A 13,901-nucleotide genomic window follows, 5' to 3' on the forward strand; every position below is an offset into this window, starting at 1 on the left:
CTCATGCGGACGTTTGCCGCATCGTGTCGTTTGGTCGCATATCAGCCAAAACGGCCGACACTGTCCAGTGACATACCCCGGGTTTCCGATTAGCGGGGTGTCGGAACTGCCCCGCCGAGCGCGGCCGTCAGTTCGGCAGCAACATCGCGGACGATCTGCCCGATTTCCGGTAACCGCTGATCGGTCAGCCGGCTGGTCATGCCGGAGACCGAAATCGCCGCGAGCGGCTCGGCGCAATCGTTGTAGACCACCGCGGCAACGCAGCGCAGGCCCATGCAGGCCTCTTCATCATCCAGCGCGTAGCCTTGCTTGCGGATCTTTTCGAGCTCCTTGAACAGGTCGCTCGGCCGCACGATGGATTTCTCGGTCAGGCGTGGCATGCCGTGATGGCGGATGACGGCACCGACGTCCTCGTCGGAATAGGTCGCGAGCACCGCCTTGCCGACGCCGGAAGTCACCATGGGGACGCGGCCGCCGACCTGGGTCAGCGAGCGCATGATCTCGCGGCTCTCCATGCGGGTCAGCACGATGATGAACTCGTCGTCGACCATGGCAAGATTGGCGGTCTCGCGGGTAAGATCACGCAGCTTGCGCAAATAGGGGATGGCCTGGGCGCTGAAATTGCGCCGCCGCGCAAAGCTCGCGCCGACCGTGAAGCTGCGCACGCCGACATGCCATTTGGATTCGGCGCGGTCGAATTGCACGAAGCGGCGGCTTTCCAGCGTCGCCAGCAGGCGATGCACGGTCGAGGCGGAGAGCCCGGTGCGAACAGCGAGATCGCTGAGGCGATAGCCTTCGTCGTCCTCGGACAAAGTCTCGAGAATCGACAGCGCGCGATCGACGGATTGCACGCCGCCGTCGCGCACCTCGTTGTCGGCCTCCGACGGCGAGCGGGGCTCGAGCGGTTTACGCCGGATCACGTTCCTGCTCATCGCGACCTGACTGTTCTCGCCTCTCCCCGCGCGCGAGGAGAGGCGAAGCGGCATCGTCGACTCAGAGCAGCCCTGCCCCGCGCGCCCATTTGTACTTGGCGCCCAGGACCTCGACCGGCAGCTCGGTCGAGTATGCATAGGCCGGGATGCCATTCTGGTAGAGATATTCGGCGGCCTCCTCGACCTCGACGTCGCCGGCGAGCGAGGCGACGATCGGCTTCACGAAGCCCTTGGCCTCCATCTCCTTCTTCACCTCGACCATGTTGCGGGCGAACACCATCGGCGGCGTGACGATGGTGTGCCAGTAGCCGAGGATCAGCGAATGGATGCGCTCGTCCGTCAGGCCGAGCTTCACCGTGTTGACGTAGGTGATCGGCGGCTCGCCACCGGTGATGTCCACGGGATTTCCGGCCGCGCCAAACGGGGGGATGAACTTGCGGAAGGCTGCATCCAGATCCGCCGGCATCGCCATCAGCGACAGGCCGTTGTCGACGCAGGAGTCCGACAGCAGCACGCCCGAGCCGCCGGCACCGGTGATGATCAGCACGTTCTCGCCCTTCGGCGTCGGCAGCACCGGCACGCCGCGCGCGAACTCGAGCAGCTGCCGCAAGCTACGGGCGCGGATCACGCCGGACTGCGCCAGGACATCCTCGTAGATCTTGTCGTTGCCGGCGAGCGCGCCGGTGTGCGACGAGGCCGCCTTCGCACCGGCCGAGGTGCGACCGGCCTTGAGCACGATGACCGGCTTTTTCTTGGAAACGCGCTTTGCCGCTTCCGCGAAGGCGCGGCCGTCCTTAAGGTCTTCGCAGTGCTGCGCGATCAGGTTGGTGTTCGGATCCTGCTCGAAGAAGGCGAGCAGATCGTCCTCGTCGATGTCGGACTTGTTGCCGAGGCCGACGATGGCGGAAACGCCCATCTTGGCCGAACGGGAGAAGCCGATGATGGCCATGCCGATGCCGCCCGATTGCGAAGACAGTGCCGCGTGGCCCTTGACGTCATAGGCGGTGCAGAAGGTCGCGCAGAGATTGGCAGGCGTATAATAGAAGCCGTAGATGTTCGGTCCCATCAGGCGGATGTCGTACTTCTTGCCAACTTCGACGATCTCGGCCTGGAGTTCCGGCGCGCCGGCTTCCGCGAAGCCCGACGGGATCAGAACCGCGCCGGGAATTTTCTTCTCGCCGCATTCGGTGAGCGCCGCGGCCACGAACTTCGCGGGAATTGCGAACACCGCGGTGTCGATCACACCGGGCACGTCCTTGACGCTCTTATAGGCCTTGTAGCCGAGGATCTCGGCGGCCTTGGGATGGATCGGGTAGATGTCGCCCTTGTAGCCGCCGTTGATGAGGTTCTTCATCACGGAATTGCCGATCTTGCCGTCTTCGGCCGAAGCACCGACCACGGCAACCGCCTTCGGCTGCATGATGCGGCTCATGGCCGCGACGATCTCTTCGGTCGGGCGCGGCTTCGGCTTGGGCACGTAAGCGAAGTCGACGACGATGCGGACGTCGGCCGCGATCGCGTCCTTGGCCGTCGCGAACACCGGGTTGAGATCGAGCTCGACGATCTCGGGGAAATCGGTGACGAGCTGCGACACCTTGACGATGACATCGGCCAGCGCCGTGCGGTTCACCGGCTCGCCGCCGCGAACGCCCTTCAAAATTTCATGCGCCTGGATGCCGTCGAGCATCGACAGTGCGTCTTGCTTGGTCGCGGGCGCGAGGCGGAAGGTGATGTCCTTCAGGACTTCGACCAGCACGCCGCCGAGACCGAAGGCCACCAGCTTGCCGAACGAGGCGTCGGTGATCGACCCGACGATCACTTCGGTGCCGCCGGCCAGCATCTGCTGCACCTGGACACCCTCGATCTTGGCGTCGGACTTGTACTTCCTGGCGTTGCCGAGAATGGTCTCGTAGGCCTTCTCGGCGTCTTCGGCCGTCTTGAGGCCAACGATGACGCCGCCGGCTTCGGTCTTGTGGAGAATGTCCGGCGAGACGATCTTCATCACCACCGGGAAGCCCATCGAGGCGGCCATCTTGCCGGCCTCACCGGCCGACTTCGCCACCCCCTCCTTCGGCACCGCAATGCCATAGGCGTCGCAGACCAGCTTGCCTTCCGGCGCGGTCAGGCTGGTGCGCTTGTCCGCCTTGACCTGGTCAAGCACCTTGCGGACGGCATCTTTGGAATTGGACATGTGGCTTCTCCCTTGACCTTGGTTCTTGCGTTCTCAAAGCGCGCGCGTGTTGCGGCTGCCCGTGATGCTTTTCCATTCGCCGCGCTCTGTTCCATGTCGCGGAACGGAGTGGCATAAAGCCGAGATTGCTCCGCCGGCTTGGATCAAAAATGGCTGGCGATGGCATTTGGTATGCCAGAAGCCAACTTGTCAAGCTGCAGCGCACCTTAGAACGCTGCAAAAAATAGGCAGCTTGACATTCTGGTATTTGGTATGCCAAAAACTTTCCCGTTAATAATCCTGTAAAAGACGACTCCCACTGGAGGAGATTCGTCGTGTCACTGCGGAAACCAACCAAGGCGTTGCCGAACATGGCCGAGGCAGATATCGCAATCGTTCGTATTGCCCCGGAGAGTAGCTTCAAGAACAAGGCGTATGACGCCTTGAAGGAAGCCATCCTCAAGATGGACATCTACTCGACGCCCGAGCCGGTGATGCTCGACGAGCGCGCGTTGTCCGAGCGCCTGGGTGTGAGCCGCACGCCGATCCGCGAAGCCATAGCGATGCTCGAGCAGGACGGTTTCGTGAAGACGGTTCCGCGCCGCGGCATCATGGTGGTGCGAAGGACCAAGAGCGAGATCGTCGACATGATCCGCGCCTGGGCGGCGCTGGAGAGCATGGCGGCCCGCCTCATCACCGCCACCGCGCGCAAGAAAGACATCACGGCGCTGCGCGACTACTTCAAGGATTTTGGCAAAGACCGCCTCCCCGAGGATCATGTCGAGGAATATTCGCGCGCCAACATCGCCTTCCACCAGGCGCTGATCTCGCTGTCGGAATCACCGGTGCTGGTCGATCTCACCAACGACCTGCTGCTGCACGTGCGCGGCTATCGGCAATTGACCATTGGACGCAAGGACCGCACCGCGACGTCGCTCCCCGAGCATCTCGGCATGATCGAAGCCCTGGAGGCGCGCGATACCGAACTCGCCGAGAAGCGCGCCCGCGATCACACCCTTGGCCTTGCCGCTTACGTCGAAGCGCATGGTCAGGAACTCTTCTAGCCAGCAACGTTCACCAGAAGGGCGAGGCATCGCCCCTAAAGCCTGAAACGGCATCTTGAGACCAGGGAGACAAGGCCCATGCTGAATACCGCGACCAAGTCCGAAGCACCGGGCACCGAGCAGGAATTGACGGATGGTTTTCATCTCGTCATCGACGCGCTCAAGCTGAACGGCATCAACACCATCTATAATGTGCCGGGCATCCCGATCACGGATTTGGGCCGCATGGCGCAGGCGGCCGGTATTCGCATGATCTCGTTCCGCCACGAGCAGAACGCCGGTTATGCGGCGGGCATCGCCGGCTACCTCACCAAGAAGCCCGGCATCTGTCTCACCGTCTCCGCGCCCGGCTTCCTCAACGGTCTCACCGCGCTCGCGCACGCCACCACCAACTGCTACCCAATGATCCTGATCTCGGGTTCCTCCGAGCGCGAGATCGTCGACCTCCAGCAGGGCGACTACGAAGAGATGGACCAGCTCGCGATCGCCAAGCCGCTGTGCAAGGCGGCCTATCGCGTGCTGCACGCCCAGGACATCGGCATCGGGCTCGCCCGTGCCATCCGTGCCGCCGTCTCCGGCCGTCCGGGCGGCGTCTATCTCGACTTGCCGGCAAAACTGTTCGGCCAGGTGATGAACGCCGATGCCGGCCGGAAGTCGCTGGTCAAGGTGATCGACGCGGCTCCCGCGCAGATCCCCTCGCCCGCGTCGATCAAGCGCGCGCTTGATGTTTTGAAGAGCGCAAAGCGCCCGCTCATCATCCTCGGCAAGGGCGCGGCCTACGCGCAGGCCGACGAGGAGATCAAAACCTTCGTCGAGAAGAGCGGCATCCCCTTCCTGCCGATGAGCATGGCCAAGGGCCTGCTCTCCGACACGCATCCGCAATGCGCGGGCGCTGCCCGCTCCACGGTGCTGAAAGAATCTGACGTCGTGCTGCTGATCGGCGCCCGGCTGAATTGGCTGCTCTCGCACGGCAAGGGCAAGAATTGGGGCGAAGCGCCCAAGAAGTTCATTCAGGTCGACATCGAACCCAGGGAAATGGACTCCAACGTCGAGATCGTCGCGCCCGTCGTCGGCGACATCGGCTCGGTCGTCTCCGCCTTCAACCAGGCGATGGCTTCGGGCTGGACCGCCCCGCCGGCCGAGTGGACCAAGGCGATTTCGACCAAGCGCGAAGAGAACGTCGCCAAGATGGCGCCGAAGCTCATGAACAACAAATCGCCGATGGACTATCACGGCGCGCTCGGCGTGCTGAAGAACGTCATCAAGGATCATCCCGAGGCGATCCTCGTCAACGAGGGCGCCAACACGCTCGACCTCGCCCGCGGCGTCATCGACATGTACAAGCCGCGCAAGCGTCTCGACGTCGGCACCTGGGGCGTGATGGGCATCGGCATGGGCCAGGCGATCGCGGCTACGCTCGAGACCGGCCATCCCGTGCTCGCGGTGGAGGGCGACTCGGCCTTCGGCTTCTCCGGCATGGAGGTCGAGACCATCTGCCGCTACAATTTGCCGATCTGCGTCGTCATCTTCAACAATGACGGCATCTATCGCGGCACCGACGTCAACGGCGCCAACGCCGATCCGGCAACGACGGTGTTCGTCAAGGGCGCCCGCTACGACAAGATGATGGAGGCCTTCGGCGGCGTCGGCGTGAACGCGACCTCGCCGGACGAGCTCAAGCGCGCCGTCAACGAAGCCATGGCTTCGGGCAAGCCGACGCTCATCAACGCCGTGATCGATCCCGCCGCCGGTTCCGAAAGCGGCCGCATCGGCAACCTCAATCCGCAAAGCGTTCTGCAGAAGAAGAAGTAAGCACTCCCCTTCAACCCATTAGGTCCCTGCGGGTGCAGGGGTAGATCAGAGTACGGAGCAACACGATGACAAAAGCGCTCGAGGGCGTTCGCATTCTCGACTTCACCCACGTCCAGTCCGGGCCGACCTGCACGCAGTTGCTCGCATGGTTCGGCGCCGACGTGATCAAGGTGGAACGTCCGGGCGTGGGTGACATCACCCGCGGCCAGCTGCAGGACATCCCGAACGTGGACAGCCTGTATTTCACCATGCTCAACCACAACAAGCGCTCGATCACGCTCGACACCAAGAACCCCAAGGGCAAGGAAGTCCTCACCGAGCTGATCAAGAAGTGCGACGTACTGGTCGAGAATTTCGGTCCCGGCGTGCTCGACCGCATGGGCTTCCCCTGGGAGAAGATCCAGGCGATCAACCCGAAGATGATCGTCGCCTCGATCAAGGGCTTCGGTCCCGGACCGTACGAAGACTGCAAGGTCTATGAGAACGTCGCGCAGTGCACCGGCGGCGCCGCCTCCACTACTGGCTTCCGCGACGGCCTGCCGCTCGTCACCGGCGCGCAGATCGGCGACAGCGGCACCGGCCTGCATCTGGCGCTCGGCATCGTCACTGCACTCTATCAGCGCACCCATTCCGGCAAGGGCCAGAAGGTCACGGCAGCGATGCAGGACGGCGTGCTCAACCTCGCGCGCGTCAAGCTGCGCGACCAGCAGCGCCTCGCCCATGGTCCACTCAAGGAATACAGCCAGTTCGGCGAAGGCATTCCGTTCGGCGATGCCGTGCCGCGCGCCGGCAACGATTCAGGCGGCGGCCAGCCCGGCCGCATCCTGAAGTGCAAGGGCTGGGAGACCGATCCCAACGCCTACATCTACTTCATCACGCAGGCCCCGGTCTGGGAGAAGATTTGCGACGTGATCGGCGAGCCCTCCTGGAAGACCGATCCGAACTACGCCAAGCCCGCCGTTCGCCTGCCGCGCCTCAACGAGATCTTCGGCCGCATCGAACAGTGGACGATGACGAAGACGAAGTTCGAGGCGATGGAAATCCTCAACAAGGACGACATCCCCTGCGGCCCGATCCTGTCGATGAAGGAGATCGCCGAGGACCAGTCGCTGCGCGCGACCGGCACCGTGGTCGAGGTCGACCACCCCACCCGCGGCAAGTACATCTCGGTCGGCAACCCGATCAAGCTGTCGGACTCCCCGAGCGAGGTGGAGCGCTCCCCGCTGCTCGGCGAGCACACCGACGAGATCCTGCGCACCGTGCTTGGCTTCTCGGACCATCAGGTCGCCGATATCCACAAGTCCGGCGCGCTCGATCCGCCGCAAAAGCAGGCCGCCGAGTAAGCGGGCTCATCTCACGACGCGAAAGGCCGCCGGCTTCGGCGGCCTTTTTGTTGGCGCGCAAAGGCTGCATCGCACGATCGGCGCGCTTGCCGCGCCGCCAAGGCTGGATTAAAGATTGGTTCGCGAGGAACAGACGCGGTGGCCGGCCGTTACTCCCTCGACCGGCGTGCTCCCGGAAATGCGAGCATGCCCGGAAATGCCAGCATGCAATCTCCACGGCGAGTGCAGCACGCCTCGCAAAGACCCTGCCCCACGCTGAAGAACTGGTCGCCTTCGCTTCCGAGGATGGCAAGTCGGCCTTTCAGTTCGGGCACAGGTGGCGTCGCGTCCGGCACTCGCCAGGACCACGCTCATTGATCAAATTGAGGGCTTAAATGTCGAAAGATCAATCCTCTGATCGCGCCAAGCGTGAAGCCAACAAGGCGTTCAAGCCTGCGACAACGCAGAAGCCGATCAATGACTATGCGAAGGACCAGAACTCCTTCAACGAGAATCGCGAACGGCTGAAAGCGGAGCGATTGGCCCGGGAGGCGAAGCCGGGAAGCGGCTCCGAATAAGAGCGTCGGTCCCAGACTCCGATCGCGGATTGCGCTGAAGGCGCGGCACTGAAATCTGCGCCTGCCCTACAGCATCGATAGCACGACGATTCCGTCTTCGACTGCACCAGAAGCGAGCTGCGCCCGCGCCATGCGCTCGAACTCGGTTCGGTTCTTGCGAAGATAACTAAAAGCCTGCTTCTGCGTCAGGAACGTCGTCGCAAGACGGCACATCTGTCGTCCCGCGCCAAGCGCGAGAAAGAAGGTGATGGTGCCACCGCCATCCGACTTGATTCTAGGCACGACCCGCACTCTTTGGCATGTGATCGGCCCTCTCCCAATTGTCGTCGGTGCAATGGAAGCCAGCTATGGCGTCACCTTCTTCTTGCGCTTCGTCGGGGTGGCGGCGGGCAATGATGCCTGAAGGGCGGCGTCTGCCGCTTCCTTGGCTTCGCGCAGCTCTCGAAGCCGCGCCATGTTCTTGCGAACATCGACGGCTTGCTTTCCAACATCCACCATCGCCCGAGCGCCTTCCTCTGCGGCCAAACGCTGACGGTTAGTACGCGCGATGCTTTCGGGTGACGGTTCGGCCGGTCTCTTGGCGCTCATTATTCACCCTGCTCTGCAACGGACAAAAACCCGCTCAATCCTGGGATCGAGCGGGTGGCATGGCCGTTTCAGCACATCCGTGAAACGGCACCAAGGCTTTAGGCCAGCGAGAGATTCTCAGCGCTGACCTTGCCCCGCATCTTGTCGGTCTTGAGCTCGAAGTTGACCTTTTGGCCTTCAGCGAGACCTGCAAGACCAGCCCGCTCGACCGCGCTGATGTGAACGAACACATCGTTGCCGCCGTCGTTCGGCTGAATGAATCCAAAGCCCTTCTGGCCGTTAAACCACTTCACAGTACCTGTCGTCATTTTCTTCTCCAAAGCGCATACGCGCAGGTTCCGCGTGCTCGTCACGCAGAACAAATTCTATTCGTCGATGTCTATGGAAAAGGAGCCCGCGGGCGCATTCAACAAGGCACAGCGGCTGAACGAACAGCCTCAACGTATACCACATCCTCGCTATTTGCAAGGCTTGGCATTTGCCCGATTCGACGTCTCAGGAGCTCGGCGGTAGGTACAGGACGCTTCCGTCGGAGAAGCTCGCGTTAGCGGCTCTGATCTTCTCGGCGACGATCTGCAACCCGACATGAGCGCGCTTGGCCATATCCGAATTCCGGCGCGCTCGACGGCGTTCTCCAATTCAGAACGCATGTATCGCAATAATGCATTTTTACAAAACGAGGGGGTAACCTAGGCTTGATCGATGCCAAGCCGTACGGCGCGCAATGGAGCGCGACGACGGAGGGACCGATACCGACCGATGCGGCTATTTTTTACTCAGACGTCGCCATACGCCCGCAAGGTAAGAGTCGCCATTCATGAGCTCGGATTGAGGCTTGCCGACTGGTTTGAACGCGCGCGCGTTCGCTCATCCATGATCGCGACACGGCCATGCTGAGTTTCGAGCCCGGAACGGTCCTCAGCAGCCGTCACCTCGCCGATATTTTCAGCACCGCCCCCATGCGCACTATTTTCGGTGAGCGCAATTCGCTTGAGTCCATGCTTCTGGTCGAGGTCGCGCTGGCCAAGGTTCAAGGGCAGCTTGGCGTGATTCCTGCCGAGGCTGCTGCTGCGATCGCCTCCGCTGCACGCGCTGAACTACTCGATCTCGACGAATTGGCCGCGGGCACTTTGCGCGCTGGTTTGCCTGTCGTGAATCTGGTCGAGCAGCTGATCCGGCTCACCGGCAAACCCCATGGCGAATTCGTCCATTGGGGTGCCACGAGTCAGGACATCATGGACACCGCGCTCGTGATGCAGATGCGCGACGCGCTCGAGCTCATCCACCGCGATCTGGAGCGGCTGATATCGACGCTTGCGGATCTGGCGCGGACCCACCGCGATACGCCCATGGTCGGCAGGACCAAGCTTCAACACGCGATCCCGATCACCTTCGGGTTCAAGGTTTCCGTCTGGCTGTCGGGCCTACTGCGCCACAGGCAACGTCTCGCCGAACTCAAACCAAGAGTCCTCCAGGTCCAGTTCGGCGGTGCGGTCGGCACTTTCGCATCACTCGGCGATGATGGCGACAGCGTCCGCGCTGCGCTGGCCAGCGAGCTCGGACTCGGCGAGCCCCTGGTGGCATGGCACGCCGCGCGCGATGGTTTGGCCGAGACGGTTTGCCTGCTTGGGCTGATCTCGGCGACCCTGAGCAAGATCGCGACCGATGTCGTCTTGATGGCGCAGACTGAGGTCGGCGAACTGCTGGAGCCAGGCGGTCAGGGCCATGGCGCGTCCAGCACCATGCCGCACAAGCGTAACCCGATCATCTGCGAGCAAATTCTCAGCACCGGACCGTCGCTGCGCCGGCTCGCAAGCGCCATGCTCGACGCTTCGGTCCACGACCACGAGCGGGCGACGGGACCGTGGCAAGCCGAATGGTTGCTGCTGCCGGAAGCGTTCGCGTTGGTCTCCCGGGCCATGGATAACGCTGTTCGCCTCTGCAGCGGACTGGTCGTCAGGCCCGATGTGATGCAGGCCAATCTCGGGCGGACGCAGGGTCTCATCGCCGCCGAGGCCGTCATGATGGCGCTGGCTCCGCACGTCGGGCGCCATCATGCGCACGAAATGGTGAGTGCGGCATGCACGCACGCCATCGCCTCGGGGCTGACACTAGCCCAGAGCCTTTCGCGCGATCCGGCCGTGACGGCCCACATCGCGCCCCATGAGATCGAGGCGGCTGCGGATCCGGCCCGATACATCGGCCTGTCCGGCCGTGAGGTCGATCGTGTTCTCGCGGCGGTGCAAGGCGACGCCATTGATGCGGAGTGAGGCCATATGATTTTGAAGCGCAAGCGCATGGGCCTCGTCGCAGCTGCGGTGCTGACAATGTTGAATGCGGCACAGGCCGAGTCGCCGTTCCCGTCACGGCCAATCACGTTGATCGTCCCGTTCGCGGCTGGCGGCCCCAACGACGTGATGAGCCGGATCGTGTCCGAACACATGGCGCGAAAACTTGGGCAGCCGATCATTGTCGAGAACGTCGCCGGGGCGGGCGGCACGACCGGCTCAACGCGCGTCGCGAAAAGCGCGCCCGACGGTTATACGCTCGTCAGCGGTCACGTCGGGACGCATGCTGCATCGGTCGCGCTGTATCCGAATCTCCGTTACGATCCGCTGGTTGATTTCACGCCGATCGGTCTGGTCGCGGAAACGCCGATCCTGGTCGTCGCTCGCCGCGACCTCGGCGCCGAAAGCATGGCGTCGTTCATCGCGATCGCCAAGGCGCGTGGCCCGGACCTCACCTTGGGCCATGCGGGTGTCGGTTCGATCAGCCACATCAGCTGTCTGCTGTTCACCTCCGTGATCGGATTCAAGCCGGTGGAGGTGCCATATCGCGGATCAGCGCTGGCGATGACCGACCTGATCGCGGGCCGCAGCGACTTCAGCTGTGGACTATTGGGCGACGTTCTTCCCTTCCTGGGTGACAACAATCTGCGTTTTCTGACCGTTTCGGCGCCCGCACGGGTTCCGCAACTGCCGGACACGCCGACGGCGAGGGAAGCAGGACTTCCACAGTTTGTCGCATCGAGCTGGTTCGCGTTCTACCTGCCGAAAGGCGCTCCCGACGCCATTCGCGACCGCTTCTCGGATGCGCTTCGCGCAGCGCTCGACGATGACGGCGTGCGGAGACGGCTCGAACTGGTAGGCTTGATCCTGCCACCGCCGGACCAGCGAGGCCCCGAACCGCTCAAGCGGCGGATGACCGAAGAGATCGCGCGCTGGCAGGACATTGTCAAAGCCGCGCAGATTCGGCTCGATCAATAAGTGCAACCGATGCAGTCGAGCGCGTGATCGCCCGCCAGCTTTCGCCGTCGCGCCTCACGCCGCAGGCCGACGGAACAATCCGACGATCCGCTGTTACAAAGCTGGCATTCACCATGACGCCGCAGGACGTGGCGGCAGTCTGCCCCTCATCCATCAAAAAATTCGAAACGCCCTGTCGGATCGGGGGTATCTCGTCCGTCATCTAGACATGAACGGGCAATAGACGCTGACGTCGAGCCCGGCGATTCATGAGGAAAATGATCATGCCCAGCACTGTCCGCCTGCACCGCGTTCTCACGACCAGCCCGGAGAAAGTCTATCGCGCCTTCCTGGAGGCGGATGCGCTGGCGAAATGGCTTCCGCCGAACGGCTTCACCTGCACCGTCCATCATTTCGAGCCGAAGGTCGGGGGCACGTTCAAGATGTCGTTCCGCAACTTCACGACGGGCAACAACCACGCCTTCGGCGGCGAATATCTCGAGCTCGTCCCCGGCGAACGTCTCCGCTACACCGACAGGTTCGACGACCCCAATCTGCCGGGCGAGATCCAGGTCACCGTGATCCTGAAGAAAGTATCCGTCGGCACCGAGCTGGATATCACGCAGGCCGGCATCCCCGACGTCATCCCGCCGGAGGCTTGCTATCTCGGCTGGCAGGAATCGCTGCGCAATCTGGCGAAGCTCGTCGAGCCTGAGATCAAGCAATAGCGACCGGACGGGATTTAGGGGCGGCCGCGTGACCGTAGGCTACGGTCCTGCCTTCGGCGCAATCCCGCCGCTTGCGGTCCAGCGGTCGGGATCCGGGCTATGTCCGATCAACGCAAGGCCATAGGCGATCGACTCGAACTGGTCGCCTGACATCAGCCGTTCGTTGCCGAACCGCTCGGCGAACAGCTTTCGAACGGCGGGCACGAAGGACGTGCCGCCGGTCAAGAACACCTTCTCGATCTCGCGCGCGGTAATGCCGGCTTCGCCAAGCACCTTGTCGACGGTAGCCCCGAGCCTCGCGATGTCGTCGGCAATCCAGGCTTCGAAATTCTTCCGCGTGATGGTCGAGCCGATGTCGACGCCGCCGCCTTTGAAGCGGAACTCCACCTGATCCTGCGCCGACAGTGCGACCTTGGCGTCGGACACCGCGCGGTACAACGAAAAGCCGAGGTCGAGATCGACGATGGTGATGAAATCCTCGAGCAGAGCCGGCTTCACCGCGGTGCGCGCAAGCTCCCTGAGTTCGCGCAGGTCGCCGTTGCTCTTCATCATCGCGAGCTGATGCCAGCGCGCGAGGTTGGTGTAGTGGCCCGTGGGGATCGGCAGCACCTTGTCGAACGAGCGGAAGCTCGAGCCCTTGCCCAGCCGCGGCGAGACGACGTGATCGACGATGCGGTAATCGAACGTGTCGCCCGCAATCCCGATGCCGGCATGGCCGAGCGGCTCGGCGCGCAAGGCGCCGCCGGCACGCGAGAACCGCATCACCGAGAAATCGCTGGTGCCGCCGCCGAAATCCGCGACCAGTACGGTCGCATCGCGCTCCAGCCGGCGGGCGAAGGAGAACGCGGCTCCGACAGGCTCGTAGACGTAGCGGGCGTGGCCGGCCCCAAGGCGCTCGAACGCGGCGCGGTAGCGCTGCATCGCCAGCGCTTCGTCGGGATTGCCGCCGGCGAAGCGGACGGGGCGACCGACCGTGACGGTGGACGTCTCGAAGCCGAATTTATCGCCGCCATGGCGCGCCAGCGTCCGCAGGAACGCCGCCAAAATATCCTCGAACTTGTAGCGCTGCCGGAACACCTGGGTGGTGTTGAAGCTGGAGCTCGCGGCGAAGGTCTTGAACGATTGGAGGAAGCGGTAGACATGGCGGCCTTCGAGGAACTGCTCGATCGCCCACGGGCCGCCTTCGGCCTGGGCGCCGGCGCCCGGCCGGTCCTCCCAGAAGCACAGCGCCGACACGAAGACGCTGTGGCGCTGTCCGCCATGGTCGAAGCGGATGGCCTCAACCCGGCGGTCGTCCGCCGCAAGGGCCACGACCGTGTTGCTGGTCCCAAAATCGATGCCGATCGAGACGGCGGGCGAGGCGCTCGACATGAACCACTCTGACAGATGATTGGAAGGGGCAGACCACTAACGGCTTCGTGCCCCGCTGCCAAGGCTCCGTTTGTGGACATCGACGGTCAAA

13 protein-coding genes are annotated in these 13,901 nt (G+C 63.2%); 7 read left to right on the forward strand and 6 right to left on the reverse strand.

Annotation, left to right across the window (positions count from 1 at the left end):
• Positions 1 to 89: 89 nt before the first annotated feature.
• Positions 90 to 932, reverse strand: a complete 843-nt coding sequence (locus ACVIN2_RS07500; RefSeq protein ID WP_456769664.1) for an IclR family transcriptional regulator — start codon at positions 930 to 932, stop codon at positions 90 to 92.
• A 61-nt stretch (positions 933 to 993) separates the two neighbouring features.
• Positions 994 to 3,123, reverse strand: a complete 2,130-nt coding sequence (locus ACVIN2_RS07505) for an acetate--CoA ligase family protein (RefSeq protein WP_456765111.1) — start codon at positions 3,121 to 3,123, stop codon at positions 994 to 996.
• Positions 3,124 to 3,473: 350 nt separating this feature from the next.
• On the opposite strand from ACVIN2_RS07505, the gene ACVIN2_RS07510 reads away from it, so the two are divergent.
• From ACVIN2_RS07510 to ACVIN2_RS07525, 4 genes are all read left to right on the forward strand, one after another.
• On the forward strand, positions 3,474 to 4,166 hold the full coding sequence (locus ACVIN2_RS07510) for a GntR family transcriptional regulator (protein ID WP_197031202.1): 693 nt from the start codon (positions 3,474 to 3,476) through the stop codon (positions 4,164 to 4,166).
• 78 nt (positions 4,167 to 4,244) lie between these two features.
• Complete coding sequence (gene oxc, locus ACVIN2_RS07515; RefSeq protein WP_456765112.1) at positions 4,245 to 5,978, forward strand: oxalyl-CoA decarboxylase; 1,734 nt, start codon at positions 4,245 to 4,247, stop codon at positions 5,976 to 5,978.
• Positions 5,979 to 6,043: 65 nt separating this feature from the next.
• Positions 6,044 to 7,321, forward strand: a complete 1,278-nt coding sequence (frc, locus tag ACVIN2_RS07520; protein ID WP_007608365.1) for a formyl-CoA transferase — start codon at positions 6,044 to 6,046, stop codon at positions 7,319 to 7,321.
• Between the two features lie 374 nt (positions 7,322 to 7,695).
• On the forward strand, positions 7,696 to 7,878 hold the full coding sequence (locus ACVIN2_RS07525) for a hypothetical protein (protein ID WP_007608360.1): 183 nt from the start codon (positions 7,696 to 7,698) through the stop codon (positions 7,876 to 7,878).
• A 66-nt stretch (positions 7,879 to 7,944) separates the two neighbouring features.
• On the opposite strand, the gene ACVIN2_RS07530 is transcribed toward ACVIN2_RS07525, so the two are convergent.
• The 3 genes from ACVIN2_RS07530 to ACVIN2_RS07540 form a co-directional block, all read right to left on the reverse strand.
• Positions 7,945 to 8,169, reverse strand: coding sequence for a hypothetical protein (locus tag ACVIN2_RS07530; protein WP_026233616.1), 225 nt, complete (start codon positions 8,167 to 8,169; stop codon positions 7,945 to 7,947).
• 54 nt (positions 8,170 to 8,223) lie between these two features.
• Entirely contained in the window at positions 8,224 to 8,466 is a 243-nt protein-coding gene (locus ACVIN2_RS07535; protein WP_007593322.1) for a hypothetical protein, read from the reverse strand.
• Between the two features lie 98 nt (positions 8,467 to 8,564).
• Positions 8,565 to 8,774, reverse strand: a complete 210-nt coding sequence (locus ACVIN2_RS07540; RefSeq protein ID WP_007593324.1) for a cold-shock protein — start codon at positions 8,772 to 8,774, stop codon at positions 8,565 to 8,567.
• A gap of 582 nt (positions 8,775 to 9,356) precedes the next feature.
• Between ACVIN2_RS07540 and pcaB the strand changes: the two genes are divergently transcribed.
• From pcaB to ACVIN2_RS07555, 3 genes are all read left to right on the forward strand, one after another.
• The gene (pcaB, locus tag ACVIN2_RS07545; protein WP_456765113.1) at positions 9,357 to 10,736 is read left to right on the forward strand and encodes a 3-carboxy-cis,cis-muconate cycloisomerase; all 1,380 of its coding nucleotides are present in this window, start codon (positions 9,357 to 9,359) and stop codon (positions 10,734 to 10,736) included.
• Between the two features lie 6 nt (positions 10,737 to 10,742).
• Entirely contained in the window at positions 10,743 to 11,732 is a 990-nt protein-coding gene (locus ACVIN2_RS07550) for a Bug family tripartite tricarboxylate transporter substrate binding protein (protein WP_456765114.1), read from the forward strand.
• A 263-nt stretch (positions 11,733 to 11,995) separates the two neighbouring features.
• Entirely contained in the window at positions 11,996 to 12,439 is a 444-nt protein-coding gene (locus ACVIN2_RS07555) for an SRPBCC family protein (RefSeq protein WP_456765115.1), read from the forward strand.
• A 39-nt stretch (positions 12,440 to 12,478) separates the two neighbouring features.
• Here the strand turns inward: ACVIN2_RS07555 and ACVIN2_RS07560 are convergent, their stop codons facing one another.
• A complete protein-coding gene (locus ACVIN2_RS07560) occupies positions 12,479 to 13,810 on the reverse strand; it encodes an Hsp70 family protein (RefSeq protein WP_456765116.1) in 1,332 nt (443 codons plus the stop codon).
• Between the last annotated feature and the right edge of the window lie 91 nt (positions 13,811 to 13,901).

The organism is Bradyrhizobium sp. USDA 3650, from assembly GCF_054057395.1.

Bases quoted from the DNA above. Each gene is read 5' to 3' on its own strand.
- ACVIN2_RS07500 (WP_456769664.1), bottom strand. From the start codon at position 932: ATGAGCAGGAACGTGATCCGGCGTAAACCGCTCGAGCCCCGCTCGCCG.
- ACVIN2_RS07505 (WP_456765111.1), bottom strand. From the start codon at position 3,123: ATGTCCAATTCCAAAGATGCCGTCCGCAAGGTGCTTGACCAGGTCAAG.
- ACVIN2_RS07510 (WP_197031202.1), top strand. From the start codon at position 3,474: ATGGCCGAGGCAGATATCGCAATCGTTCGTATTGCCCCGGAGAGTAGC.
- oxc (WP_456765112.1), top strand. From the start codon at position 4,245: ATGCTGAATACCGCGACCAAGTCCGAAGCACCGGGCACCGAGCAGGAA.
- frc (WP_007608365.1), top strand. From the start codon at position 6,044: ATGACAAAAGCGCTCGAGGGCGTTCGCATTCTCGACTTCACCCACGTC.
- ACVIN2_RS07525 (WP_007608360.1), top strand. From the start codon at position 7,696: ATGTCGAAAGATCAATCCTCTGATCGCGCCAAGCGTGAAGCCAACAAG.
- ACVIN2_RS07535 (WP_007593322.1), bottom strand. From the start codon at position 8,466: ATGAGCGCCAAGAGACCGGCCGAACCGTCACCCGAAAGCATCGCGCGT.
- ACVIN2_RS07540 (WP_007593324.1), bottom strand. From the start codon at position 8,774: ATGACGACAGGTACTGTGAAGTGGTTTAACGGCCAGAAGGGCTTTGGA.
- pcaB (WP_456765113.1), top strand. From the start codon at position 9,357: ATGCTGAGTTTCGAGCCCGGAACGGTCCTCAGCAGCCGTCACCTCGCC.
- ACVIN2_RS07550 (WP_456765114.1), top strand. From the start codon at position 10,743: ATGATTTTGAAGCGCAAGCGCATGGGCCTCGTCGCAGCTGCGGTGCTG.
- ACVIN2_RS07555 (WP_456765115.1), top strand. From the start codon at position 11,996: ATGCCCAGCACTGTCCGCCTGCACCGCGTTCTCACGACCAGCCCGGAG.
- ACVIN2_RS07560 (WP_456765116.1), bottom strand. From the start codon at position 13,810: ATGTCGAGCGCCTCGCCCGCCGTCTCGATCGGCATCGATTTTGGGACC.